The sequence below is a fragment of the Azospirillum sp. TSH58 genome, assembly GCF_003119115.1.
Lineage (GTDB): Bacteria > Pseudomonadota > Alphaproteobacteria > Azospirillales > Azospirillaceae > Azospirillum.
The window spans coordinates 681370-702528 of the sequence record NZ_CP022367.1 but is presented as its reverse complement, the minus strand read 5'-3'; the positions used below and the strand labels follow the sequence as shown (position 1 = coordinate 702528).

Annotated in this window: 20 protein-coding genes; 9 read left to right on the top strand and 11 right to left on the bottom strand. The window is 68.7% G+C overall.

Annotated features, from left to right (window positions below):
• Nucleotides 1-26: 26 nt before the first annotated feature.
• Genes TSH58p_RS24810 through TSH58p_RS24795 form a run of 4 tightly spaced genes read left to right on the top strand, consistent with a single transcriptional unit; the run spans nucleotide 27 to nucleotide 2020 of the window.
• Nucleotides 27-677, top strand: coding sequence for a TetR/AcrR family transcriptional regulator (locus TSH58p_RS24810; protein WP_109072381.1), 651 nt, complete (start codon nucleotides 27-29; stop codon nucleotides 675-677).
• On the top strand, nucleotides 664-1128 hold the full coding sequence (locus TSH58p_RS24805; RefSeq protein ID WP_109072380.1) for an SRPBCC family protein: 465 nt from the start codon (nucleotides 664-666) through the stop codon (nucleotides 1126-1128). The genes TSH58p_RS24810 and TSH58p_RS24805 overlap by 14 nt, the downstream gene beginning before the upstream one ends.
• Nucleotides 1129-1177: 49 nt before the next feature.
• Complete coding sequence (locus TSH58p_RS24800) at nucleotides 1178-1612, top strand: VOC family protein (protein WP_109072379.1); 435 nt, start codon at nucleotides 1178-1180, stop codon at nucleotides 1610-1612.
• Nucleotides 1613-1654: 42 nt separating this feature from the next.
• The gene (locus tag TSH58p_RS24795) at nucleotides 1655-2020 is read left to right on the top strand and encodes a DUF1428 domain-containing protein (protein WP_109072378.1); all 366 of its coding nucleotides are present in this window, start codon (nucleotides 1655-1657) and stop codon (nucleotides 2018-2020) included.
• A gap of 9 nt (nucleotides 2021-2029) precedes the next feature.
• Here TSH58p_RS24795 and TSH58p_RS24790 read toward each other — a convergent pair whose 3' ends face one another.
• The 3 genes from TSH58p_RS24790 to gabD form a co-directional block, all read right to left on the bottom strand.
• Nucleotides 2030-2914 carry a hypothetical protein gene (locus tag TSH58p_RS24790; protein ID WP_109072377.1) on the bottom strand — a complete coding sequence of 295 codons (885 nt, stop codon included), beginning with the start codon at nucleotides 2912-2914 and terminating at the stop codon, nucleotides 2030-2032.
• Nucleotides 2915-3046: 132 nt separating this feature from the next.
• Complete coding sequence (gabT, locus tag TSH58p_RS24785) at nucleotides 3047-4333, bottom strand: 4-aminobutyrate--2-oxoglutarate transaminase (RefSeq protein WP_109072376.1); 1287 nt, start codon at nucleotides 4331-4333, stop codon at nucleotides 3047-3049.
• A gap of 28 nt (nucleotides 4334-4361) precedes the next feature.
• On the bottom strand, nucleotides 4362-5822 hold the full coding sequence (gene gabD / locus TSH58p_RS24780; RefSeq protein WP_199230234.1) for an NADP-dependent succinate-semialdehyde dehydrogenase: 1461 nt from the start codon (nucleotides 5820-5822) through the stop codon (nucleotides 4362-4364).
• A gap of 140 nt (nucleotides 5823-5962) precedes the next feature.
• On the opposite strand from gabD, the gene TSH58p_RS24775 reads away from it, so the two are divergent.
• Nucleotides 5963-6547: a cupin domain-containing protein gene (locus TSH58p_RS24775; RefSeq protein WP_014198218.1), complete on the top strand. Its 585-nt coding sequence runs from the start codon at nucleotides 5963-5965 to the stop codon at nucleotides 6545-6547.
• Nucleotides 6548-6610: 63 nt separating this feature from the next.
• On the opposite strand, the gene TSH58p_RS24770 is transcribed toward TSH58p_RS24775, so the two are convergent.
• From TSH58p_RS24770 to TSH58p_RS24750, 5 genes are all read right to left on the bottom strand, one after another.
• Nucleotides 6611-7441, bottom strand: coding sequence for an ABC transporter permease (locus tag TSH58p_RS24770; RefSeq protein ID WP_014198219.1), 831 nt, complete (start codon nucleotides 7439-7441; stop codon nucleotides 6611-6613).
• A complete protein-coding gene (locus tag TSH58p_RS24765; RefSeq protein WP_109072375.1) occupies nucleotides 7438-8700 on the bottom strand; it encodes an ABC transporter permease in 1263 nt (420 codons plus the stop codon). The genes TSH58p_RS24770 and TSH58p_RS24765 overlap by 4 nt, the downstream gene beginning before the upstream one ends.
• Nucleotides 8701-8870: 170 nt before the next feature.
• Nucleotides 8871-9917, bottom strand: coding sequence for an ABC transporter substrate-binding protein (locus TSH58p_RS24760; RefSeq protein ID WP_109072374.1), 1047 nt, complete (start codon nucleotides 9915-9917; stop codon nucleotides 8871-8873).
• Nucleotides 9918-10013: 96 nt separating this feature from the next.
• A complete protein-coding gene (locus TSH58p_RS24755; protein WP_109072382.1) occupies nucleotides 10014-11123 on the bottom strand; it encodes an ABC transporter ATP-binding protein in 1110 nt (369 codons plus the stop codon).
• Nucleotides 11124-11401: 278 nt separating this feature from the next.
• Nucleotides 11402-12319 (bottom strand): LysR substrate-binding domain-containing protein, encoded by a 918-nt coding sequence (locus TSH58p_RS24750; protein WP_094306919.1) that lies wholly within the window; start codon nucleotides 12317-12319, stop codon nucleotides 11402-11404.
• A 108-nt stretch (nucleotides 12320-12427) separates the two neighbouring features.
• On the opposite strand from TSH58p_RS24750, the gene TSH58p_RS24745 reads away from it, so the two are divergent.
• The 3 genes from TSH58p_RS24745 (at nucleotide 12428) to TSH58p_RS24735 (ending at nucleotide 16072) form a co-directional block, all read left to right on the top strand.
• Nucleotides 12428-13630 carry an acyl-CoA dehydrogenase gene (locus TSH58p_RS24745; RefSeq protein ID WP_109072373.1) on the top strand — a complete coding sequence of 401 codons (1203 nt, stop codon included), beginning with the start codon at nucleotides 12428-12430 and terminating at the stop codon, nucleotides 13628-13630.
• A 227-nt stretch (nucleotides 13631-13857) separates the two neighbouring features.
• A complete protein-coding gene (locus TSH58p_RS24740) occupies nucleotides 13858-15060 on the top strand; it encodes a CaiB/BaiF CoA-transferase family protein (RefSeq protein ID WP_109072372.1) in 1203 nt (400 codons plus the stop codon).
• 85 nt (nucleotides 15061-15145) lie between these two features.
• The gene (locus tag TSH58p_RS24735) at nucleotides 15146-16072 is read left to right on the top strand and encodes a DMT family transporter (RefSeq protein ID WP_109072371.1); all 927 of its coding nucleotides are present in this window, start codon (nucleotides 15146-15148) and stop codon (nucleotides 16070-16072) included.
• A 9-nt stretch (nucleotides 16073-16081) separates the two neighbouring features.
• On the opposite strand, the gene TSH58p_RS24730 is transcribed toward TSH58p_RS24735, so the two are convergent.
• The 3 genes from TSH58p_RS24730 to TSH58p_RS24720 are packed head-to-tail and all read right to left on the bottom strand — an operon-like array spanning nucleotide 16082 to nucleotide 18927.
• Nucleotides 16082-16462, bottom strand: a complete 381-nt coding sequence (locus tag TSH58p_RS24730) for a hypothetical protein (RefSeq protein WP_109072370.1) — start codon at nucleotides 16460-16462, stop codon at nucleotides 16082-16084.
• A 30-nt stretch (nucleotides 16463-16492) separates the two neighbouring features.
• Entirely contained in the window at nucleotides 16493-17821 is a 1329-nt protein-coding gene (locus TSH58p_RS24725; protein ID WP_109072369.1) for a hypothetical protein, read from the bottom strand.
• Between the two features lie 2 nt (nucleotides 17822-17823).
• Entirely contained in the window at nucleotides 17824-18927 is a 1104-nt protein-coding gene (locus tag TSH58p_RS24720; protein WP_109072368.1) for a hypothetical protein, read from the bottom strand.
• Between the two features lie 189 nt (nucleotides 18928-19116).
• On the opposite strand from TSH58p_RS24720, the gene TSH58p_RS24715 reads away from it, so the two are divergent.
• Nucleotides 19117-21135 (top strand): AsmA family protein, encoded by a 2019-nt coding sequence (locus TSH58p_RS24715; RefSeq protein WP_109072367.1) that lies wholly within the window; start codon nucleotides 19117-19119, stop codon nucleotides 21133-21135.
• The last annotated feature ends 24 nt before the right edge of the window (nucleotides 21136-21159 follow it).

Here is a 21159-nt window from a genome sequence, read left to right as displayed (position 1 = left end):
ACCAACCGTTCGGTATGTTCTTACCCATGCCGAGACCCGCCAAACATCACCCCGAACGCGGCGACGCCCGCACACGGCTTCTCGAAGCGGCGCGGGACGTCATCCGGGCCAAGGGCTTCGCGGCGACCTCCGTCGATGATCTCTGCAAGGCGGCGGGGGTCACCAAGGGCGCGTTCTTCCACCATTTCGAGACCAAGGAAGCGCTCGGCGTCGCCGCCGCCGCCTATTGGGCGGAAACCACCTCGGCCTTCTTCGCGAACGCGCCGTACCACCGGCTCGACGACCCGCTCGACCGGCTGTTCGGCTATGTCGACTTCCGCAAGGCGATCATCGACGGCGATCCCGCCGAGTTCACCTGCCTCGTCGGGACCATGACGCAGGAGGTCTACGGGTCGCACCCGGCGATCCGCGACGCCTGCGCCGCCAGCATCTTCGGCCACGCGGCGACGCTCGAACCGGACATCGCGGCGGCCATGGCGGCGCGCGGCATCGCGGCCGACTGGACCCCGGCGAGCCTCGCGCGGCACACCCAGGCCGTGCTCCAGGGCGCCTTCATCCTCGCCAAGGCGACGGGCGGGCGCGAGGACGCGCTGGACAGCGTCGATCACCTGAAACGCTACCTCACGCTGCTCTTTTCACAGCCCCGCTCGAAAGGGAACCCCCATGACGGAAGGTGAGCGCGACCTCGTTCTGACCCGCAGCCTCGACGCGCCGCGCGGCGCGCTGTGGCGCTGCTGGACCGAGCCCGAGCTGCTGAAACAGTGGTTCTGCCCCAAGCCCTGGTTCGTGTCCGAGGCACGGATGGACGTGCGTCCGGGCGGCGAGTTCTTCACGCTGATGAACGGCCCGGACGGCGAACAGTTCGGCGAGCCCGGCGTCTTCCTCGACGTGGAGGAGGGGCGGCGTCTGGTCTTCACCGACGCCTTCCGCCCCGGCTGGCGGCCGTCGGGCCGGGCCTTCATGACCGCCGACGTGCGGTTCGAGGACGCGGGCGCCGGCCGGACCCTCTACACCGCGCGCGCCATGCACTGGAGCGCCGAGGCGCGCGACGAGCACGAGAAGATGGGCTTCCACGAAGGCTGGGGCAAAGCGACCGACCAGCTCGAAGCCCTTGCCAAGACGCTCTGATCCAGAACGCACTGATCCAAAAACAGTCTGACCGGGAGGAAACGAATCCATGGAACCGACGATCTACCTGTTCTTCAACGGGACCTGTCTGGAGGCGATGACCCACTACGCCGAAACCCTCGGCGGCGAGGTCGTCTATGTGTTCCGCAACGGCGACGCCCCGGATGCGGACAGCCGCATGCCCGGTGGCGATGACCTCGTGATGAACATGATGGTGAAGCTGGGGGCGACCACGGTGATGGCGTCCGACTCGCCGGACAGCATGTACAGCACGCCGCAGGGTTTCCGGGTTCAGATCGCCCCGCCGTCGCTCGCCGAGTTCGACCGCATCTTCGCCGTGCTCGCAAAGGACGCCCGCGCCGTTGAGATGCCGCCGGGCGAGACCTTCTGGGCCGATCGCTTCGCCATGGTCACCGACCGCTTCGGCACGCCCTGGATGCTGAACCACACCGGTGCGAAGTGCCCGGACCCGACCGCGTCCTGACGGGCGGGGTCGAAGCTTCAAACAAACAAGGGGAGGAAGGACATGGCTTACATCGACGGATTCGTCATCGCGGTTCCGACGGCCAACAAGCAGGCTTTCATCGACCACGCGAACAAGGTCGACGTTCTGTTCAAGGAGCTTGGCGCGACGCGCATCCTCGAATGCTGGGGCGACGACGTGCCTAACGGCAAGCTCACCGATTTCCGCCGGGCTGTGCAGGCGACGGACGACGAGACGGTCGCCTTCTCCTGGATCGAATGGCCGGACAAGGCGACGCGGGACGCCGGGATGGGGCGGATCGAGGAGCTGATGAAGACCGACGAGCGGTTCAGCCCGGAGAACAACCCGATGCCCTTCGACGGCAAGCGGATGATCTTCGGCGGCTTCACGCCGGTCGTCGAGCTGTGAGCGGTTGCTTCAGGAGCCGGTGAGCGCGCCGGCCTCGCTGAGTGAAAGACCGAGGTCCGCGGCGGCGCCGCGCATCAGCGCCACCGCGTCCCGGTTCCTCATGCGCCGGTAACCGGCCTCGGCCAGCGCCTCCCGCCGCGCACCGTCGGCGACCAGCGCGCAGGCGGCCTCGACCAGCCCGTCGTAGGGGGCGAAGGCCATGGCGTCCAGCAGGTCGGGGTCGATCGCGCTGTCGGGGTGGCGCTCGGCCAGCACCGCCTTGCGGTTGGACAGCAGGTGCGAGACGCGGACGATCTCGAAAATGCCCGCCTCGTAGTAATGCAGGTTCAGCACCAGCTTGGCGTCGGCGATGAAGCCGTCGCGGAGCGCACCGTAATAATGCTGGAGGCTGACCACGGTCAGGCCGCGCTCGCCCAGCGCGTCGAGGATGGCGCGGCGGCGGGGGTTCACGGCGCCGTAGAACAGCACGTCGATGCCGGGGGCTGGGCTGTTCGGGATGCGGGTCATCGCGTCGACATGCCCGATGGGGACGTGGCGCGCCCGGATGCCCTGGCCGGCCAGATCGGCGATGTTGCGCGGGCTGTAGTCCCACACCCGGCAGCGGCGCAGCAGGTCCAGGTAATGGGCGTTGCGCGGGTGGAGCGTGGCGATCTGCTCCAGATTGTAGAGGATGGTGCCGCTGGGCAGCCGGTCGCCCTCCTGCGGCGACAGGTCGTGCCCGCCGAGCACGATGGCGCGCCGTCGGCGGCCGACGCGGTTCCAGACGATCTCCGCCTCGACGCCCAGGCGGCGCAGCGCGAAACACAGGGTTTCCGCGACCTCTGAAAAGACGCTGGCCCCGGCGTCGCCCAGCCCGCTCTTCTTGATGATGACGATGTCGATCCCGCCGGCCATGCGCACGCCCCTCTGCCCCGCGCCCTCATCCTAAAGCGCGGGCGGGCGGGCGCACAAAAAGAAACCCTCCTTCCCGCAAGGGAAGGAGGGTGTGCAGTCAGGGGACTTCGCTGAAAAACCGGGACTGACGGATCAGGCCGAAACCAGCTCCTCCAGGGAGCGCTCGATGATGTCCAGGCCCTCGTCCACCAGCGCGTCCGACGCGGTCAGCGGAACCAGGATGCGGATCACGTTGCCGTAGGTGCCGCAGGACAGCAGGACGAGGCCCTTCTCCGCCGCCTTGGCGACCAGCGCCTTGGTCAGCTCCGGCGCCGGCTCCTTGGTGCCGCGGTCCTTCACCAGCTCCATGGCGATCATGCCGCCCAGGTTGCGCACGTCGCCGATCACCGACAGCGTGTTGCGCTGGGCCATGGTGCGGAAGCGGCCGGCGATGCGCTCGCCCAGGTCGTTGGAGCGCTGGATCAGCTTCTCCTCCTCGATGACGTCCAGCACGGCCAGCGCCGCGGTGGTCGCCAGCGGGCTGCCGGCGTAGGTGCCGCCGATGCCGCCGGGGATCGGGGCGTCCATGATCTCCGCCTTGCCGGTGACCGCCGACAGCGGGAAGCCGCCGGCCAGGCTCTTCGCCATGGTCATCAGGTCGGGCTCGACGCCGGAATGCTCGATGGCGAACATCTTGCCGGTGCGGGCGAAGCCGGTCTGGATCTCGTCGATGATCAAAAGGATGCCGTTGTCGTCGCAGACCTTGCGCAGGGCCTGCAGGAACTCCGGCGGGGCGATGTTGAAGCCGCCCTCACCCTGCACCGGCTCCACGATGATCGCGGCGACGCGGGTGGCGTCCACGTCCGACTTGAACAGCTGCTCCAGCGCCTTCAGGCTGTCCTGGACGCTGACCCCGCGGTAGGCGTTGGGGAAGGGCGCGTGGTAGACCTCGGCCGGGAAGGGGCCGAAGCCGACCTTGTAGGGCACGACCTTGCCGGTCAGCGCCATCGCCAGCAGCGTGCGGCCGTGGAAGGCGCCGGAGAAGGCGATCACGCCCGGACGGCCCGTGTGGGCGCGGGCGATCTTCACGGCGTTCTCGACGGCTTCGGCACCGGTGGTGAAGAAGGCGGTCTTCTTCGGCGTGGAGCCCGGAACCAGCGCGTTCAGCCGCTCCGCCAGGGTCACGAAGGACTCGTAGGGCGTGACCATCGCGCAGGTGTGGGTGAAGCGGTCGAGCTGGGCCTTCACCGCCTCGATGATCTTCGGATGGCGGTGGCCGGTGTTCAGCACCGCGATGCCGCCGGCGAAGTCGATGAAGCGGTTGCCCTCGACGTCCCACAGCTCGGCGTTCTCGGCGCGGTCGACATAGACCGGCATGGCGTTGGCGAGGCCGCGCGGAACGGCGGCGTTGCGACGATCCTGGAAGGACTGGTTGCTCATCTCAAACCCCCGATTGGAAAGGATGGCGTCAGGCGCCCAGGCCGACGCACAGGTACTTGATCTCCAGGAAGTCCTCCACACCGTACTTGGAGCCTTCCCGCCCGATGCCCGACTGCTTGATGCCGCCGAACGGCGCGACCTCGGTCGACAGGATGCCTTCGTTGATGCCGACCATGCCGTATTCCAGCTGTTCGGCCACGCGCCACACCCGGCCGATGTCGCGGCTGTAGAAATAGGCCGCCAGACCGAACTCGGTGTCGTTCGCCATGCGGATGGCGTCGGCCTCCGTCTCGAACTTGAACAGCGGGGCCACCGGGCCGAAGATCTCCTCGCGGGCCACGCGCATCTCGGTGGTGACGCCGGTCAGGATCGTCGGCTCGAAGAAGGTGCCGCCCAGGCCGTGGCGCTTGCCGCCGAGCGCGACCTTGGCGCCCTTGGCCAGCGCGTCGCCCATCAGCTCCTCGACCTTCTCGACGGCCTGGCCGTTGATCATCGGGCCCTGGGTGACCCCGGCCTCCATGCCGTTGCCGACGCGGATCTGCTTCACCGCCTCGGCCAGCTTGGCGGCGAAGGCGTCGTAGACGCCGGCCTGGACCAGCAGGCGGTTCGCGCAGACGCAGGTCTGGCCGGAGTTGCGGTACTTGGACGCGAGCGCGCCCTTGACCGCCTCGTCCAGGTCGGCGTCGTCGAACACGATGAAGGGCGCGTTGCCGCCCAGCTCCAGCGACACCTTCTTCACCGTGTCGGCCGACTGGCGCATCAGGATCTTGCCGACCTCGGTCGAGCCGGTGAAGGACAGCTTGCGCACGATCGGGCTGGAGGTCAGCTCGCCGCCGATGGCGACGGGGTCGGACCCGGTGACGATGTTAAACACCCCCGCCGGGACGCCCGCGCGCTCGGCCAGCTCGGCCAGCGCCAGGGCGGACAGCGGGGTGTCCTCCGCCGGCTTGACGACGATGGTGCAGCCGGCGGCCAGCGCCGGGCCGACCTTGCGGGTGATCATCGCGTTGGGGAAGTTCCACGGGGTGATCGCCGCGACGACGCCGATCGGCTCCTTCAGGACGACGATGCGCTTGTTGCCGGCGAAGCTGGGGATCACGTCGCCGTAGACCCGCTTGCCCTCCTCGGCGAACCACTCGATGAAGCTGGCGCCGTAGGCGACCTCGCCGCGGGCCTCGGCCAGCGGCTTGCCCTGCTCCAGCGTCATCAGGACGGCCAGATCCTCCTGCGCCGCCATGATCAGCTCGAACCAGCGGCGCAGGATGGCCGCGCGCTCCTTCGCGGTCTTGGCGCGCCACGCCGGCAGAGCGGCGTCGGCGGCGTTGATGGCCTGCCGCGTCTCTTCCGCGCCGACGTCGGCGACCCGGGCCAGCTCCTCGCCCGTCGCCGGGTTGGTCACCGCGAAGGTCTTGCCGGAGAAGGCGTCGCGCCACGCGCCGTTCACATAGGCTTGTGTCCGAAGAAGGCTCTGGTCGTTCAGCGACAGCATGGGGATCAGCCTCGATTTGCGAAGTGAAGGGAGCGTACCCATGTTTAATAAATTAAACAACCCTAATCGGGTGTTGAGTTTTTGATGACGCACACACGCGAATCCGGTATGCCTTCCGGTCAGGAGCGAGGAACCGATCCATGGATGTGGACGCTGTCGATTTCAACGTGGGCGCGCGCCTGAAGCAGGTTCGGGAAGCGCACGCCCTGTCCCAGCGCCAGTTGGCGCAACGGGCGGGCGTGACCAACGGCACCATTTCGCTGATCGAGCAGAACCGGTGCAGCCCCTCCGTCTCCTCGCTGCGCAAGGTGCTCCAGGGCATTCCGATGACCCTGGCGGAGTTCTTCTCCTCCGACGACCTGCCGCCGCGCGAGCAGATCTTCTTCAAGGGCGGCGATCTGGTCGAGCTGACCGGGCTGGTGAAGAGCCGGGTCGGTTCCATCTCCTTCCGGCAGGTCGGCGACCTGCGCGGCCGCAACCTCCAGGTCCTGCACGAGAAGTACGCCCCAGGCGCCGACACCGGCGGCCGCACCATGCTCCAGCATGAATCGGAGGAGGGCGGCATCGTCATCAAGGGCCGGATCGAGCTGACGGTCGGCGACCGCAAGGAAATCCTTGGCCCCGGCGACGCCTATCTGTTCGACAGCCGCATCCCGCACCGCTTCCGCAACCTCGGCGACGAGGAATGCGAAATCATCAGCGCCTGCACCCCGCCGTACCTGTGACATCACTCCACCGGATTTGAGGAAAAGCCGGGCCGCCCATCGGGGCCGCCCGGCTTTTTCATGTCAGCGCAGGTTGCCCTTCAGCCGCTCGTTGCGGCGGCGCAGCGCCTCCAGCGTGGCGAGCAGGATGACCGAGATGGTCGTCAGGATCACCGCCGCCGCCGTGATGGTCGGGCTGATGTTCTCGCGGATGCCGCTGAACATCTCGCGGGGCAGGGTGCGCTGCTCCGGTCCCGCCATGAACAGCACCACCACCACCTCGTCGAAGCTGGTGGCGAAGGCGAACAGGGCGCCCGACGCCAGACCCGGCAGGATCAGCGGCAGGATCACCCGTCGGAAGGCGTAGATCGGCGAGGCGCCGAGCGAGGCCGCGGCCCGCGCCAGATTCATGTCGAAGCTCTGCAGCGTCGCGCTGACCGTGATGACCACGAAGGGCGTGGACAGCGCCGTGTGCGCCAGGATCAGCCCCGCGTAGCTGCCGGTCAGGCCGAGCGGCGCGAAGAAGAAGTACAGGCCGACCGCGGTGATGACGCCCGGCACGACGACCGGCGACAGCACGATGGCCAGCACCAGCGGCTTGAACTTGCTCTTCCACTGGGCGAGGCCGAGCGAGGCGAGCGTGCCCAGAACCATCGACAGGATGGTCGAGGCCACCCCGATGATGACGCTGTTCTTCAGCGACGATACCCAGCGCGGGGAGTTCAGGAAGTCCTCGTACCAGCGCAGCGACAGGCCCGGCAGCGGGTAGGTCAGGTAGGAGCCGGAGCTGAAGGACAGCGGCATGATCGCCAGGATCGGCGCCATCAGGAAGACCAGCACCAGCGAGGCGACGACCACCGTGGTGATCCAGGCGACGCGCTGGCTGGCGGTGCGGGGGGCGTGATTGTCGCTCAATTCTTCATCCCCCCCGTGACCTGCTGGCCGTGGACCAGCTTTCCATAGACGACGGCCAGCAGCAGCGTCGCGAGCAGAAGCACCGCGCCCAGCGCCGAGGCCAGACCCCAGTTGACGGTTTCCGTCGTGTAGAAGGCGATGAAGTAGCTGATCATCTGGTCGGCGGCGCCGCCCACCAGGGCCGGCGTGATGTAGTAGCCGATGGCCAGGATGAAGACGAGCAGGCTGCCCGCCCCGATGCCGGGCACGGTCTGCGGCAGGTAGATGCGCAGGAAGGCGGTGACCGGCGAGGCGCCCAGCGACGCCGCGGCCCGCATGTAGGCCGGGGAGATCGACCGCATGCTGCTGTACAGCGGCAGGATCATGAAGGGCAGCAGCACGTGCGTCATCGCCACATAGACGCCGAACCGGTTGTAGATCAGCCGCAGCGGCTCGTCGATCAGGCCGATCCAGCGCAGGCTGTCGTTGACGATGCCCTCGCTCTGCAGCACGACGATCCAGGCGCAGGTGCGCACCAGCAGCGAGGTCCAGAAGGGCAGCAGCACGAAGATCATCAGCAGGTTCGACTGGCCCGTGGGCAGAGTCGCCAGCATGTAGGCGACCGGGAAGCCCAGGATCAGGCACAGCGCCGTGACGCCGAAGCTGATGGTGAAGGTGCGCCCGAAGACGTCGCGGTAGATCGCCTGCTCCTCGGGGGCGGCGACGATGGCGCCATCCACGTTGCGCGTCAGGTCCAGCGCGCCCAGCAGGTAGAAGCTGGTCAGCGGCCCGCTGGCGCCCTTGATCGCCGCCCAGGTGGCGCGTTCGCCCCAGGCCGGGTTGATGCCGATCAGCGTGTCCTTGGCGGTGCCGGGTTCCGGCAGGGTCTTCAGGTTGCGCGCGGTGCCCGCCATGATGGTGCGGAAGCCGTTCAGCGCGTAGTTCAGCCGCTTGGACGCGATGGCGACGGTGCCGGCGTCGCGCGCCGTGCGGATGTCGCCCGCCAGCGCGGCGAAGGCCGGCTCGCCCGGAACGTCCTTGCCGTCCCAGTCGGCCAGGGCCGCGACGGTGTGGGGCAGGACCTGACGCACCTCCCAGTCGTCGACCGACCGCCAGAGCATGCCGGCGATGGGACCGAGGAAGGTGAAGAGCAGGAAGAGGAGGAGCGGCAGGATCAGCGCCAGGGCCTTGAGCCGGCGCGCCCGCTCCGCCCGTTTCAGGCGGCGCTTGAGAGGCACCTCGGACGACGCATCGGCGCCGGCGACGAACGCGGCTGTCATGGGCGGCCTATTTCGAAGAATGCGGTAGAGATGTGTGCGGGGTGGTCGAGGTGGGCCCCCACCCTAACCCTCCCCCGCTGACGCAGGGGAGGGGATCGATCTCCCTCCCCTGCGAAGCGGGGGAGGGCCGGGGTGGGGGCCCGTCGCAACCACTCAAAGACGGGAGCGGCTTACTTCGCCGCCCACTTGTTGAAGCGCTCGGTCAGGCGGTCGATGTTCTCCAGCCAGAAGGGAACGCTGATCTCGACCGCGTTCTTCATGTTGTCCGGAGCGGTCGGCAGGTCCTTCAGCACGGCCGGGGCCAGCTTGGACGGGGCGTCCTTGTTGGAGGTGCCGTAGGCGATGTTCTCGGACAGCTTGGCCTGGTTCTCCGCCTTGCCGACGAAGTCGAGGAACTTGTAGGCGGCTTCCTTGTTCGGGCTGCCCTTCAGGATCACCCAGCTGTCGATGGTGTAGAGCGCGCCGTTCCACACCATGCCGAAGTTCTTCTTCTCGGCCTTGTTGGCGGCGTCGATGCGGCCGTTGTAGACCGAGGTCATCGCCACCTCGCCCGAGGCCAGCAGCTGCGGCGGCTGGGCGCCGGCCTTCCACCAGACGATGTCGTTCTTGATGGTGTCCAGCTTCTTGAAGGCGCGCTCCAGGCCCTCTTCGGTGCCCAGGACCTTGTAGACGTCCTTCGGGGCGACGCCGTCGGCCATCAGGGCGATCTCAAGGGTGGTCTTGGCGCCCTGGCGCAGGCCGCGCTTGCCCGGGAACTTGGTGGTGTCGAAGAAGTCCGCCCAGCTCTTCGGCGCGTCCTTCAGCTTGTCCTTGTCGTAGCCGAGCACGAAGTCGTACACGATCGCGCCGACGCCGCAGGCATCGACGGTCTGCGGCAGGTAGGCCTGCTCGCCGCCGATCCTGCTGAACTCCATCGTCTCGAACAGGCCCTCTTCACAGCCGACGGCCAGCTCCTCGCTCTCCACCTGGACGACGTCCCAGGTCGCCGCGCCGCCCTGGACCTTGGCGCGCAGCACGCCGATGCCGCCGTCCCAGGACTCGTCGTTCATCGGGGTGCCGGCCTTCTTGAACGGCTCGAAATAGACCTTCTTCTGGGCTTCCTGATAGGCGCCGCCCCAGGACACGACCGTCAGGTCGCGGGCCTGCGCGGCGGTGGCCAGCGCCACACCGGCGGTGAACGTCGCAAGGAACCCAACTGCCACCTTAAGCTTCGACATCGTCCCCGTTCCTTCATTATGTGTGGTTGCGTCAGGAGGTGGTGCGCGCCCCTGGTCCCCCCTCCCGGAGAGACCGGACGGACGGGTTGCTGCCGATCACACGGGATCGAGCGCCCGGCAGTCCTCGGGGCGGAAGCCGATGGACACGCTCTGGCCGTGGCTGAGTCCCGCATGGGCGCCCGGCGGCAGCTTGACCATGAATTCCCCGTTGCCGGCGACCTTCAGCACGGCCAGCGCGTGGTCGCCGAGATAGATGGTGTCCTGCACCTGGGCGGGCAGGGCGTTCATGCCGTCCGGGGCCTGCCCGTCGGTCAGGATGCTGATGCGCTCCGGCCGCACCGACAGCGCGGTGGCCGCCCCGGCGCCGGCGACGTTGACCGCCTGGGCCACGACCGAACCGCCCGACGCCAGCGCCACCCGGCAGAAGCCCTGTTCGATATTCTCGACGGTTCCGCTCAGCACGTTGTTCTCGCCGATGAAGTTGGCGACGAAGCTGTTGACCGGGCGTTCGTACAGCGCGTCCGGCTTGTCGATCTGCTGCACGATGCCGTCGTTGAACACAGCGATGCGGTCCGACATGGTCAGCGCCTCGCTCTGGTCGTGGGTGACGTAGACGACGGTGATGCCCATCGTTTCGTGCAGCTGCTTGATCTCCAGCTGCATGTGCTCGCGCAGCCGCTTGTCCAGCGCGCCCAGCGGTTCGTCCATCAGGACGAGCTGCGGGTTGAAGACCAGCGCGCGGGCGAGCGCCACGCGCTGCTGCTGGCCGCCCGACAGCTGGCCGGGATGGCGGTGCGCCAGATTCTCCAGCTTGATCATGCGCAGCGCCGACCGCACCCGCTCCTTCACCTCGGACCGCGACATCTTGCGCACGGTCAGCGGGAAGGCGACGTTCTCCTCGATCGTCAGGTGCGGGAACAGCGCGTAGTTCTGGAAGACCATGCCGATGTCGCGCTTGTGCGGCGGCATGTTCTTGATCGGCCGGTCGGCGAGATAGATCTCGCCGTGGGTGGGGACCTCGAAGCCGGCCAGCATCATCAGCGTGGTCGTCTTGCCCGAGCCCGATGGGCCGAGCAGGGTGACGAACTCGCCCTTCTTGATGTCGAGGTCGAGGTTCTTCACCACGAGGTGCTCGCCGTCATAGGTCTTCTGGACCCCGACGAAGCGCACCAGTGCCTGTGCGGTCGTGACCATGCCGCCGTCCATCATCCTCCCCCCGTCCGAGGTGTCCCGAGCACGGTCCGGGGCCAGGGTTGCGTTCCCGACACAGGACCTATGCAATGGGCCAGACGGTATACCCGTTTAATAAATTCGACAAGCCCGTTGCTCGCATCGCGATCAATTCAACGGTCTGACGAAAATTTGTGCATCTGCGAAGGCCGTGCACGCGGTTTGAACGTGAGTTTGCTCCTTCCTTGACCGCTTGAAAACCCAGACTTTGGGAGGTTTGGGGTCCGGACCGGCGATTTTTCCCGAGTCGCCGCTCACGCGCCGGGGATGGGTGGAACAAACGGAACGATCCGCTCCACGAGACCGGTGAATTTTTTCACCAGGGGCGAACTTTCGTTGCTCCGTTGGGCCAGTTGCAGGGTGGTGACGGCGTCCGGCGTGTCGAGCGGCCGGTACACCACCCCCTCCAGCGCCACCTGCCGCAGCTGGCCGGGCAGAATCGACACGCCCAGCCCGGCGGCGATCAGCCCGATGATGGTGAAGGCCTCGCGCGCGTCCTGGGTCACGTTGGGTCGGAATCCGGCGGCGGCGCACAGGGCGAAGACCTGCTCGTGCGTGCTGGTGCCGAAATCGGCGGGGTAGAAGACGAAGGGCTCGTCGCGCAGGGCGGCCAGCGGCACGACCTCCCGCCCGGCCAGCGGGTGGTCGGCGCGCATCACCGCCAGCAGCGGCTCGCGCACCACGTCGTGGAAGCGGAAGGACTCGGGCTCGGGGACGAAGCGCGGCTCCCGGATGAAGCCGACGTCGAGCCGGCGGTCGGCCAGCGCCGTCAACTGCTGCTTGGACGGCAGCTCGACCAGGGTCAGATGCACGTCCGGGTGGGCGCGGCGGTAGGCGTCGATGATCCGCGGCACCATCGGCAGGAAGGGGGCCGCCGCGGTGAAGCCGACGCGCAGCTCGCCGACCTCGCCCTTGGCGGCGCGGCGGGTCAGCACGGCGGCGCGCTCCGCCCGCGCCAGGATCTCCCGCGCCTCGCCGAGAAGGAGCTGGCCCGGCTCGGTCAGTTCGACCCGGCGCTTGGTGCGCTCGAACAGGCGGGCGCCGAGTTCGGCCTCCAGCGCCTGGATCGACTGGCTGAGCGGCGGCTGCCCGATGCCCAGCCGGGCGGCGGCGCGGCTGAAATGCAGCTCCTCGGCGACGGCGACGAAATGGCGGAGATGGCGCAGATCCATGGCAGTGTCTTATATGAGGATCATATTAAAGTCGCCTGACAAATGTATTTGAACCATGAAAGCGACCGCGCCATGTTGGGGCGCATCGGACCTAGGGAGACAACGATTATGGCCGCCAAGACCGGAGCCGCCTCCGCCAAGCTCGCTTCCTTCGCCTGGGAAGACCCGCTGCTTCTCGACGAGCAGCTGACCGAGGACGAGCGGATGATCCGCGACGCCGCGCGCAGCTATTGCCAGGACAAGCTGCTGCCGCGCGTGACCGAGGCCAACCGGCACGAGATCTTCCACCGCGAGATCATGAACGAGATGGGCGAGCTGGGCTTCCTCGGCTCCACCATCGACGGCTACGGCTGCGCCGGGGTCAACTACGTCTCCTACGGTCTGGTCGCCCGCGAGGTCGAGCGGGTGGACAGCGGCTACCGCTCCGCCATGTCGGTGCAGTCCTCGCTGGTCATGCACCCGATCTACGCCTACGGCAGCGAGGCCCAGCGCGAGAAGTACCTGCCCAAGCTCGCCACCGGCGAGTGGATCGGCTGCTTCGGCCTGACCGAGCCGGACGCCGGTTCCGACCCCGCCGGCATGAAGACCCGCGCGCAGAAGGTGGCGGACGGCTACATCGTCAGCGGCGCGAAGATGTGGATCACCAACTCGCCGGTCGCCGACGTCTTCGTCGTCTGGGCGAAGAACGACGAGGGCAAGATCAACGGCTTCGTGCTGGAAAAGGGCATGAAGGGCCTGTCGGCGCCGAAGATCGAGGGCAAGTTCTCGCTGCGCGCCTCGGCCACCGGCGAGATCGTCATGGACGAGGTCTTCGTTCCGGAGGAGAACCGCCTGCCGAACATCGAGGGCATCGTCGGCCCGTTCGGCTGCCTGAACCGCGCCCGCTACGGCATCGCCTGGGGCGCCATGGGTGCCGCGGAGTTCTGCTTCCACGCCGCCCGCCAGTACCAGATCGACCGCAAGCAGTTCGGCCGTCCGCTGGCCGCGAACCAGATCCCGCAGCTCAAGCTCGCCAACATGCAGACGGAGATCGCGCTCGGCCTGCAGGCCGCGCTGCAGGTCGGCCGCCTGCTCGACGCCGGCAAGGCGGCGCCGGAGATGATCTCGCTCATCAAGCGCAACAACTGCGGCAAGGCCCTGGAGATCGCCCGCGTCGCCCGTGACATGCACGGCGGCAACGGCATCGCCGACGAGTTCCACGTCATCCGCCACGTGATGAACCTGGAGGCGGTGAACACCTATGAGGGCACGCACGACATCCACGCCCTGATCCTGGGCCGCGCCATCACTGGCATCCAGGCCTTCGCGTGAGGTGAGTAAAGAGCCTTCTCCCCTCCCTTTCGCGCCCGCTCGCGGGCGCTGTCGGCGACAGGCGGCCTTTGGCCGCCGAGAGCGGGGAGAAGGTTGGATGAGGGGGCGGCCGAAGGCCGGACACGCGCTGCAATGAGGCTGCGTGGACGCCCTGGCGGGCGCCCCCTCACCCTGACCCTCTCCCCAGAGGGGAGAGGGGATTTCAGATTTCGTGAAGGACCCCCACCATGCCCGGCCCGCTTTCCCATGTCCGTGTCCTGGAACTCTCCCGCGTGCTCGCCGGGCCGTGGGCGGCGCAGACGCTGGCCGATCTCGGCGCCGACGTCATCAAGGTCGAACGGCCCGGCGCCGGGGACGACACCCGCGCCTGGGGTCCCCCCTGGGCCGGGGAGGAGTCGGCCTATTTCCTCTCGACCAACCGCGGCAAGCGGTCGATCACCATCGACTTCGAGCGCCCGGAAGGCCAGGAGCTGGTGCGCAAGCTGGCCGCCCAGGCCGACGTCGTCATCGAGAACTTCAAGGTCGGCGGGCTGGTCAAGTACGGGCTGGACTATGACAGCCTGCAGGCGGTCAACCCCGGCCTCGTCTACTGTTCGATCACCGGATTCGGGCAGGACGGTCCCTACGCCAAGCGCGCCGGCTATGACTTCATGATCCAGGGCATGGGCGGGCTGATGAGCATCACCGGCCAGCCGGACGCCGAGGCGGGCGGCGGACCGATCAAGGTCGGCGTCGCGGTGACCGACGTCTTCACCGGCCTCTACGCCACCGTCGGCGTGCTGGGCGCGCTGGCCCACCGCGACCGGACGGGGGAGGGGCAGTGGGTGAACCTCGCCCTGCTCGACGTGCAGGTGGCGGTGCTGGCGAACCAGGCGATGAATTATCTGGTCGGCGGCAAGGCGCCGCAGCGGCTGGGCAACGCGCACCCGAACATCGTGCCCTATCAGGCCTTCGCCACGCTGGACGGCCACATCATCCTGGCGGTCGGCAACGACGGGCAGTTCGCCAAATTCTGTCAGGTCGCCGGCCGTCCGGAGCTGGCGCAGGACCCGCGCTACGCCACCAACCCGGCCCGCGTCGCCAACCGCAAGGAGCTGGTGCCGATCCTGGAGCTGCTGCTGGAGCAGCGGACCAGCCGCGACTGGCTGTCGGCGCTGGAGGCGGTGGGCGTGCCCTGCGGGCCGATCAACGACGTGTCGCAGGTCTTCGCCGACCCCCACGTCCAGGCCCGCCACATCCACCAGGACCTGCCGCATCCGACCGCCGGGACGGTGCCGACGGTGGCGAGCCCGATCCGCTACTCCGCGACCCCCATCGAGCACACGGTGGCCCCGCCGACGCTCGGCCAGCACACCGACGCCGTGCTGGGGGAGGCGCTGGGCCTATGCGCCGCGGACATCGCGGCCCTGCGGGAGAAGGGCGTGGTCTGAACCGCCCGCACCCGTCATTTTGCCGCCCCTGTCCCATCCCTTCCCCCGCCGCTTGTGGGGGGAGGGATTTTTTGCGTGAACCGAGATGACCCCCGTCACCACCCCGTCCTCCGCCGCCACCGACACCCGCCTGGGCATCCTGCTGATGCTGCTGGGCATGTCGCTGTTCACCGTCAACGACGCGCTCGGCAAATGGCTGGTCGCCGACTATCCGGTGGCGATGCTGCTGGCCATCCGCAGCCTGTTCGGCGCGATGCTGCTGGCCCCGCTGATCCTGCGCGAGGGGGTGCGGTCGGTCTTCGCGGTGAAGCGGCTGCCGTTGCATCTTCTGCGCGTCGGCTGCGTGGCGGGCGAGGTCGCCTGCTTCTACTGGGCGGTGCGGTCGCTGCCGCTCGCCAACGTCATGACCATCTACATGGCCGCCCCGCTGATCGTCACCGCCCTGTCGGTGCCGCTGCTGGGCGAGAAGGTCGGCTGGCGCCGCTGGGCCGCGGTGGTGGTCGGTTTCGCGGGGGTGGTGATCGTGCTGAACCCGACGGGCCAGTTCGACGCGGTGCCGTCGCTGGTCGCCCTGTTCGGCACGCTGGTCTTCTCCACCGGCCTGATCTCCACCCGGCTGCTGCGCGATTCGAGCAACCTGTCGCTGGTCAGCTTCCAGACCTTCGGCACCGGCCTGCTCGGCGGGGCGGCGCTGCCGCTGGTCTGGGTGCCGCCGCCGGGGCTGGACTTCCTGCTGCTCGGCGCCCTGGGCGTCACGGCGCTGGCCGGGCACGCGGCGATGAACCGCTCCCTCCAGCTCAGCCCGGCGGCGGTTGTGGTGCCGTTCCAGTATGTGTCGATCATCTGGGCGGTGGTTCTGGACCTGTTGGTCTGGGGCACGGCGCCGACCCTGCGTATCATCGTGGGCGCGCTGCTCATCATCGGCAGCGGCCTGTTCGTCTTCCACCGCGAGCAGGCGCTGAACCGCGGCGCGGCCGCGGAGGCCAACGCCAGCGGCGGTCCCGGCGCCTAGGAAGGGCGCCTAAAACGGGAAGAAGCGCGGCTCCAGCCGGACGGCAGCCGGTTCCACCGGACTCCAGCCGAGGCGCGCGATCACCGCGTTCGACTCCACGGCCCGGCGGCCCGGCCCCAGCGACCATGTGACGTGGTAGGTCCCGCCGCCCGGCCGGTCGGTCGTCCCGGCGATGGCGACGACCAGCGCCTGCACGCCCAATCCATCGTCGGCCAGCCCCGTGATGGTTCCCTCACGCTCCGTCGGCAGCGGGTGGCCCGGCCCGACGCCGTGGGCCAGTGTGACGTGGTGGGCGACGGTGCGGGCGTAGCGCGCCGGGAACAGCGCCAGCAGGCGGGCGCGCTCCGCCTCCGGCAGCGCCCAGCCGACGTACCCTCCGCGACGCGTCATGCGATCTCCCCGCCGACTCCTGGGCGCCTCTCAGCGGCGTCCACCCCTCAGGATGTCGTCCATGACCTGGTTGGCCTCCGCCGGTCCGGCAATCAGCTCGATCATGCGGATGGCGGTGTAGCCGGTCCGCGCGTCGCCGACGCCGTTGGCCAGCGACTGCCGCGCCGTGCCGGTCAGCGAGGCGGTGGCCTGCTGGGTCACGCTCTTCAGCTCGCCGCGCAGGCCCAGCGTGTCGGCGATGGTCGAGCATTTGCGCAGGGCGCGGGCCTGATTCTCGGCCTGCGCCATCCGGGCCGTGTCGGTGCCGGGAACCAGCGTCTCCACCGCGGAGAGGATCTCGGTGTCCGCCCCGTCGAGCACCTGGGTGCGCACCAGCTCGTGCACCGAGTTGCGGATGGTCTTCAGCCGCTGGTCGAAGTCCTTGTTGCGGCTGTGCTCCATGGCGTTGCGCGTGGCCTCCAGGCTGGCCACCAGATCGACCGCGAGGGTGGCGGCGGCCATGCGGTCCACTGTGCCGCCGGAGGCCGAGCCGGCGCCGCGCGACCGCTCCTCGATCTGCGCCACCACCGTGCCGCCGAGATCCAGGAACAGGGCGGCGCGGTCGCTGGACTTCTGGCCCAGATCCATGTCCCACAGGCTGCCCAGCAGGATCGACGGGTCGGACAGGCGGGCCGCGGCCAGCAGGATGAACAGCTTCAGCGCCTCCGGCCGCGAGCGGGCGACCTGCCGCCCGATGGCCTGGATGCCGTCCAGATGGTCCTTGTGCAGCTTCTGGATCGGCTTGGGCGACAGGATGGCCTTCAACTCGGCCACCGGCTGGGCGATGGTCAGGATGCGGGCGATGTCCTCGATGGTGCGGACGCGGTCGGGGTTCAGCCGCAACCCCAGATCGTCGGCGAAGCGTCCCGTTTCCGTCTGCTCCCGGATGTCGGCCACGGCGGCGGCGGCCATGGACCAGAAGGCGCGGGCCTTCTCCGCCTGCTGGGCGCCGCCCGTGGCGTTCCCGGGCCCGCCCAGAGCCGCATCGACGCCGCGCAGCCGCTCCTTGCCGATCTGGCCCTCGACCAGCGGCCACAGGGCGTTGACCACCCCGCGGTCCAGCTTGTTCAAAGGCGCGGGCTGGTCGCCGCCGGGAAGCTGGAACAGATCCTCGAACGGCTCGCAGAACAGCCGCTTGAAGGTCGGGCGCCGCTTGGGCCGCACCTCCGCCAGACGGGGCCGGATCAGCGAGAAGGTGTGCTGGACCTCGGGATGGTCGCCGATCTGCTGCAGCAGGTCGACCACCTGCCGGAAGCGGGCCTCGTCGATGTCGAGAAGCTTGGTGCCGAGGCTGAGGAGGGCTTTGGGGTCCGTGGTCATGGTCAGGCCGCCTTCGCCTTGATCGCCTCGATCCGCATCACGAGGTCCATGTCGAGCTGGCCGCTGCGCCAGTCCACATAGGCGCGCACCGTGCGGCGGTTCGAGGCCAGCAGCCGGTCGGCCTGCAGCGCGTGGTCGGACTTTTCCTCGTCCTTGGGCAGCAGGGGCAGCACGCGGAACAGTTCGTGCACGGTCATGTCCTGCTCGTGCTTGCTCCGGGTCTGCGCCTCCGCCCAGCTCGTGATGATGAAGTCCCAGCCGTCGAGCAGCCAGGACAGACGGGTGGTCGCCCTCCGCACCAGCGTGCGCTTGGTGTCCCACTGGCGCAGCAGCGTTTCAAAAGCGGCGACCGACTGGTCGAGCTGGTTCACCACGTTGCGGACCTGATTGAGCGTGTGTTCCGCCACCTCCGCGCAGAAGGTGCCGATGGGGGCGGCTTCCGACACGCTGCCGTTCGCCCAGTCGGTCATGGTGTCGCGGAACTGCAGCAGGTCGCGCGCCAGACGGCGCAGCCGCGCCGGCTTCGGCGACGTGGCGATGCCCACCGGCTCCATGAAGGTCGCCAGCTCGGCCACCCGCGCGTACAGCTCGGTCGGCTCCAGGGCGAGGCTCTGCGCCGCCTTGGTCATGTAGCTGCGGGTCAGCTGCTCGCCCTTCTCGGAGCCGAGGCCGGCGCGCAGGATGTCCGTCGATTCCAGCCCGACCGCCTTCAGAACCTCGACGATGAGCTGGTAGTTGATGAGCAGGCGCTGCTCGTCCTCGTCGCGGAGTGCGGCATCCGCCGCCTCCACGGCCAGCGGCCCGGCAAGGCCGCAGCGCGCCGCCTGGAGCACCGCCTTGCGGATGTCGTCCGGCGAGCAGCCGTCCGCCTTGCGGATCAGGTCCTGCAACATGCGGTCGTGGACGGTCATCGGGAAGGCGAGCGGCAGCCCCTTCCACGGCACCACATAGACTCCGTGCCCCTCCGACAGGTTGGGGATCAGAACCTCCAGCTTGTCCCTGTCGTCCTTGCGCACCCGCGTCTGCGCCAGCACCGGGGTGGTGAAGGCCACGGCGGCGCCGCGCTCCTCGAAGGTGGAGGGAGCAAAATTCGTAAGTGAACGCATGGTTCTCGGGTCGGGAGGGAAGTGGAAAGCCGGGCGGTACCACCCGTAGCATGATTCGCTCAATTTTCCGTTAAATCCGCACAAGATCGTCCATAACTCTGCCCTTTGGAGGTAGGGCGTCACACCGCCGGTCATTTGCCCGTTATTCAGCCAGAGGGTGCGGTGCGGGCAGGCAGAGGGGCGTGGCGGATGGCCGTGGTGAAATGGATCGGCTACGGCCTGTTGGGGCTGGTGGTAACCGTGGCGGCGGGCATCGGCATCGCTCTGGCCGTCTTCGACTGGAACGACGCCCGTGGCTTCATCGCCCGGCAGGCGTCCAAGGCGCTGAACCGCGAGGTCGCCATCGACGGCGATCTCAACGTCCGGTTGGGGGACCCGCTGCGCATCCGCGTCGAAGGTCTGCGCGTCGCCAACGCGGAGTGGAGCGACGACCGGACGATGGCGGAACTGCGGGTGCTGGACCTCCAGCTCCGACTCTGGCCGCTGCTGCGCGGCGACTTCGAGTTTCCGGAGATCCGCCTCACCGGCCCCAAGCTGCTTCTGGAGAAGAACCGGGAGGGTGCCGCCAATTGGAATTTCGGCGGGCCGGACCCGCGCAAGGAGGCGGCGAAGGAGACGATCAAGCCGGAGGATCGCACCGACCTGCCGATCATCGAGACGCTCGTGGTCGAGGAGGGGCGCCTGCGCTTCCGCGATCCGATCCGCAAGATCGACATCGACAGCGGCATCAACACGGCGGTCGGCGGCAACGGCGACCAGGAGGTCCGGCTGGATGGCAAGGGCGACTTCGCCGGCAAGCCCTTCACCCTGACGGCGGCCGGCGGCTCGCTGGAGTATCTGCGCGACGATCCCAAGCCCTACCCGCTGCGGGTCGAGACCGCCATCGGCAAGACCCGCGGCAAGATCGAGGGTTCGATCGCCGAGCCGGTGCTGCTCCAGGGCGTGGACCTGTCGGTGGAACTGCGCGGCGACGATCTGGCCGACGTCTTCCCGATCCTGGGCATTCCCGTGCCGACGACGCGGCCCTACGCCATCTCCGGCCATCTCGGCCGCGAGGGCGACGTCTGGCGGTTCGAGGGGCTGAACGGCAAGGTCGGGGAAAGCGACCTGTCCGGTCAGGTGGCGGTCGATCTGGGCGGCGAGCGCCCGCGGATCACCGGCGACCTCACGTCGCGCAAGCTGGCGGCGATCGATCTGGCGGGCTTCATCGGCGCCTCCCCGGAAGGCCGCGGCGACTACCCGACCAAGGGGCGCGAGCGGATCATCCCGGCCACCGAGGTCCCGCTGGAAAAGCTGCGCACCGCCGACATGGACGTGAAGTTCCGCGGCGAGCATGTGGAGGCGCCCTTCTCCACGCTGGACGCTCTCGACGCGCGGGCGAAGCTGGAGAACGGGCGGCTGGTGCTGGACCCGCTGTCGCTGGGCGTCGGCGGCGGTCGGATCGCCGGGACGGCGGTGCTGGACGGCGGGCGCAAGACCCCGGCGCTGGACATCAACCTGGACGTCCGGCAGATCAAGCTGGCCCGCCTGTTCCGCGAGACGGCCTTCGCGCAGGAGATGGGCGGCACGGCGAGCGGGCGCATCCAGCTGAAGGGGCAGGGGACCACGGTCGCCAACATCCTGGGCGCGTCGGACGGCAAGCTGGGCGTCGCGGTGGACGGCGGGCGGATCACCAGCTACGCGGTCAAGGGGCTGAAGACCAACATCCTGGAGACGCTGGGCGTCGTCCTGTCGGGCGACCGGCCCTTGCCCTTCAACTGCCTCGTCGCCGATGTGACGGTGAAGAACGGGCTGGCGGAAAGCCGCGCGCTGGTGCTCGACACCCCGGAGACGCTGGTGACGGCGGAGGGCACGATCAACCTGCGCAGCGAGGCGATCGACATGACCGTGCTCGGGCGGGCCAAGAGCCCCCAGATTTTCGCCACCCACGTTCCGGTCCATGTCCGCGGCACGCTGGGGGCGCCGGAGATCGGGGTGAACGCGGCGGAATCGGCGGCCCGCGGCGCGGCGGCGGTGGCCCTGGGCGTCCTGCTGACGCCGCTGGCCAGCGTCCTGCCTTTTCTTGACCCAGGCAGTGACGAGCAGCCACACTGCGGCGAACTCGTCCGGAACGCCCGGTCCCCGTCGAACTCCAACACCGGCTCCAGCGGGACCGGCAAGGGGCGCGACGCGGCGCCATCGGGCTCCTCCTCCGGCAAATCGCAGTAACGACGCACCAACAATCCCCGAAAA

Coding starts and splice junctions, on each gene's coding strand:
- TSH58p_RS24810 (WP_109072381.1), top strand. CDS start 27: ATGCCGAGACCCGCCAAACATCACCCCGAACGCGGCGACGCCCGCACA.
- TSH58p_RS24805 (WP_109072380.1), top strand. CDS start 664: ATGACGGAAGGTGAGCGCGACCTCGTTCTGACCCGCAGCCTCGACGCG.
- TSH58p_RS24800 (WP_109072379.1), top strand. CDS start 1,178: ATGGAACCGACGATCTACCTGTTCTTCAACGGGACCTGTCTGGAGGCG.
- TSH58p_RS24795 (WP_109072378.1), top strand. CDS start 1,655: ATGGCTTACATCGACGGATTCGTCATCGCGGTTCCGACGGCCAACAAG.
- TSH58p_RS24790 (WP_109072377.1), bottom strand. CDS start 2,914: ATGGCCGGCGGGATCGACATCGTCATCATCAAGAAGAGCGGGCTGGGC.
- gabT (WP_109072376.1), bottom strand. CDS start 4,333: ATGAGCAACCAGTCCTTCCAGGATCGTCGCAACGCCGCCGTTCCGCGC.
- gabD (WP_199230234.1), bottom strand. CDS start 5,822: ATGCTGTCGCTGAACGACCAGAGCCTTCTTCGGACACAAGCCTATGTG.
- TSH58p_RS24775 (WP_014198218.1), top strand. CDS start 5,963: ATGGATGTGGACGCTGTCGATTTCAACGTGGGCGCGCGCCTGAAGCAG.
- TSH58p_RS24765 (WP_109072375.1), bottom strand. CDS start 8,700: ATGACAGCCGCGTTCGTCGCCGGCGCCGATGCGTCGTCCGAGGTGCCT.
- TSH58p_RS24760 (WP_109072374.1), bottom strand. CDS start 9,917: ATGTCGAAGCTTAAGGTGGCAGTTGGGTTCCTTGCGACGTTCACCGCC.
- TSH58p_RS24755 (WP_109072382.1), bottom strand. CDS start 11,123: ATGGACGGCGGCATGGTCACGACCGCACAGGCACTGGTGCGCTTCGTC.
- TSH58p_RS24750 (WP_094306919.1), bottom strand. CDS start 12,319: ATGGATCTGCGCCATCTCCGCCATTTCGTCGCCGTCGCCGAGGAGCTG.
- TSH58p_RS24745 (WP_109072373.1), top strand. CDS start 12,428: ATGGCCGCCAAGACCGGAGCCGCCTCCGCCAAGCTCGCTTCCTTCGCC.
- TSH58p_RS24740 (WP_109072372.1), top strand. CDS start 13,858: ATGCCCGGCCCGCTTTCCCATGTCCGTGTCCTGGAACTCTCCCGCGTG.
- TSH58p_RS24735 (WP_109072371.1), top strand. CDS start 15,146: ATGACCCCCGTCACCACCCCGTCCTCCGCCGCCACCGACACCCGCCTG.
- TSH58p_RS24730 (WP_109072370.1), bottom strand. CDS start 16,462: ATGACGCGTCGCGGAGGGTACGTCGGCTGGGCGCTGCCGGAGGCGGAG.
- TSH58p_RS24725 (WP_109072369.1), bottom strand. CDS start 17,821: ATGACCACGGACCCCAAAGCCCTCCTCAGCCTCGGCACCAAGCTTCTC.
- TSH58p_RS24720 (WP_109072368.1), bottom strand. CDS start 18,927: ATGCGTTCACTTACGAATTTTGCTCCCTCCACCTTCGAGGAGCGCGGC.
- TSH58p_RS24715 (WP_109072367.1), top strand. CDS start 19,117: ATGGCCGTGGTGAAATGGATCGGCTACGGCCTGTTGGGGCTGGTGGTA.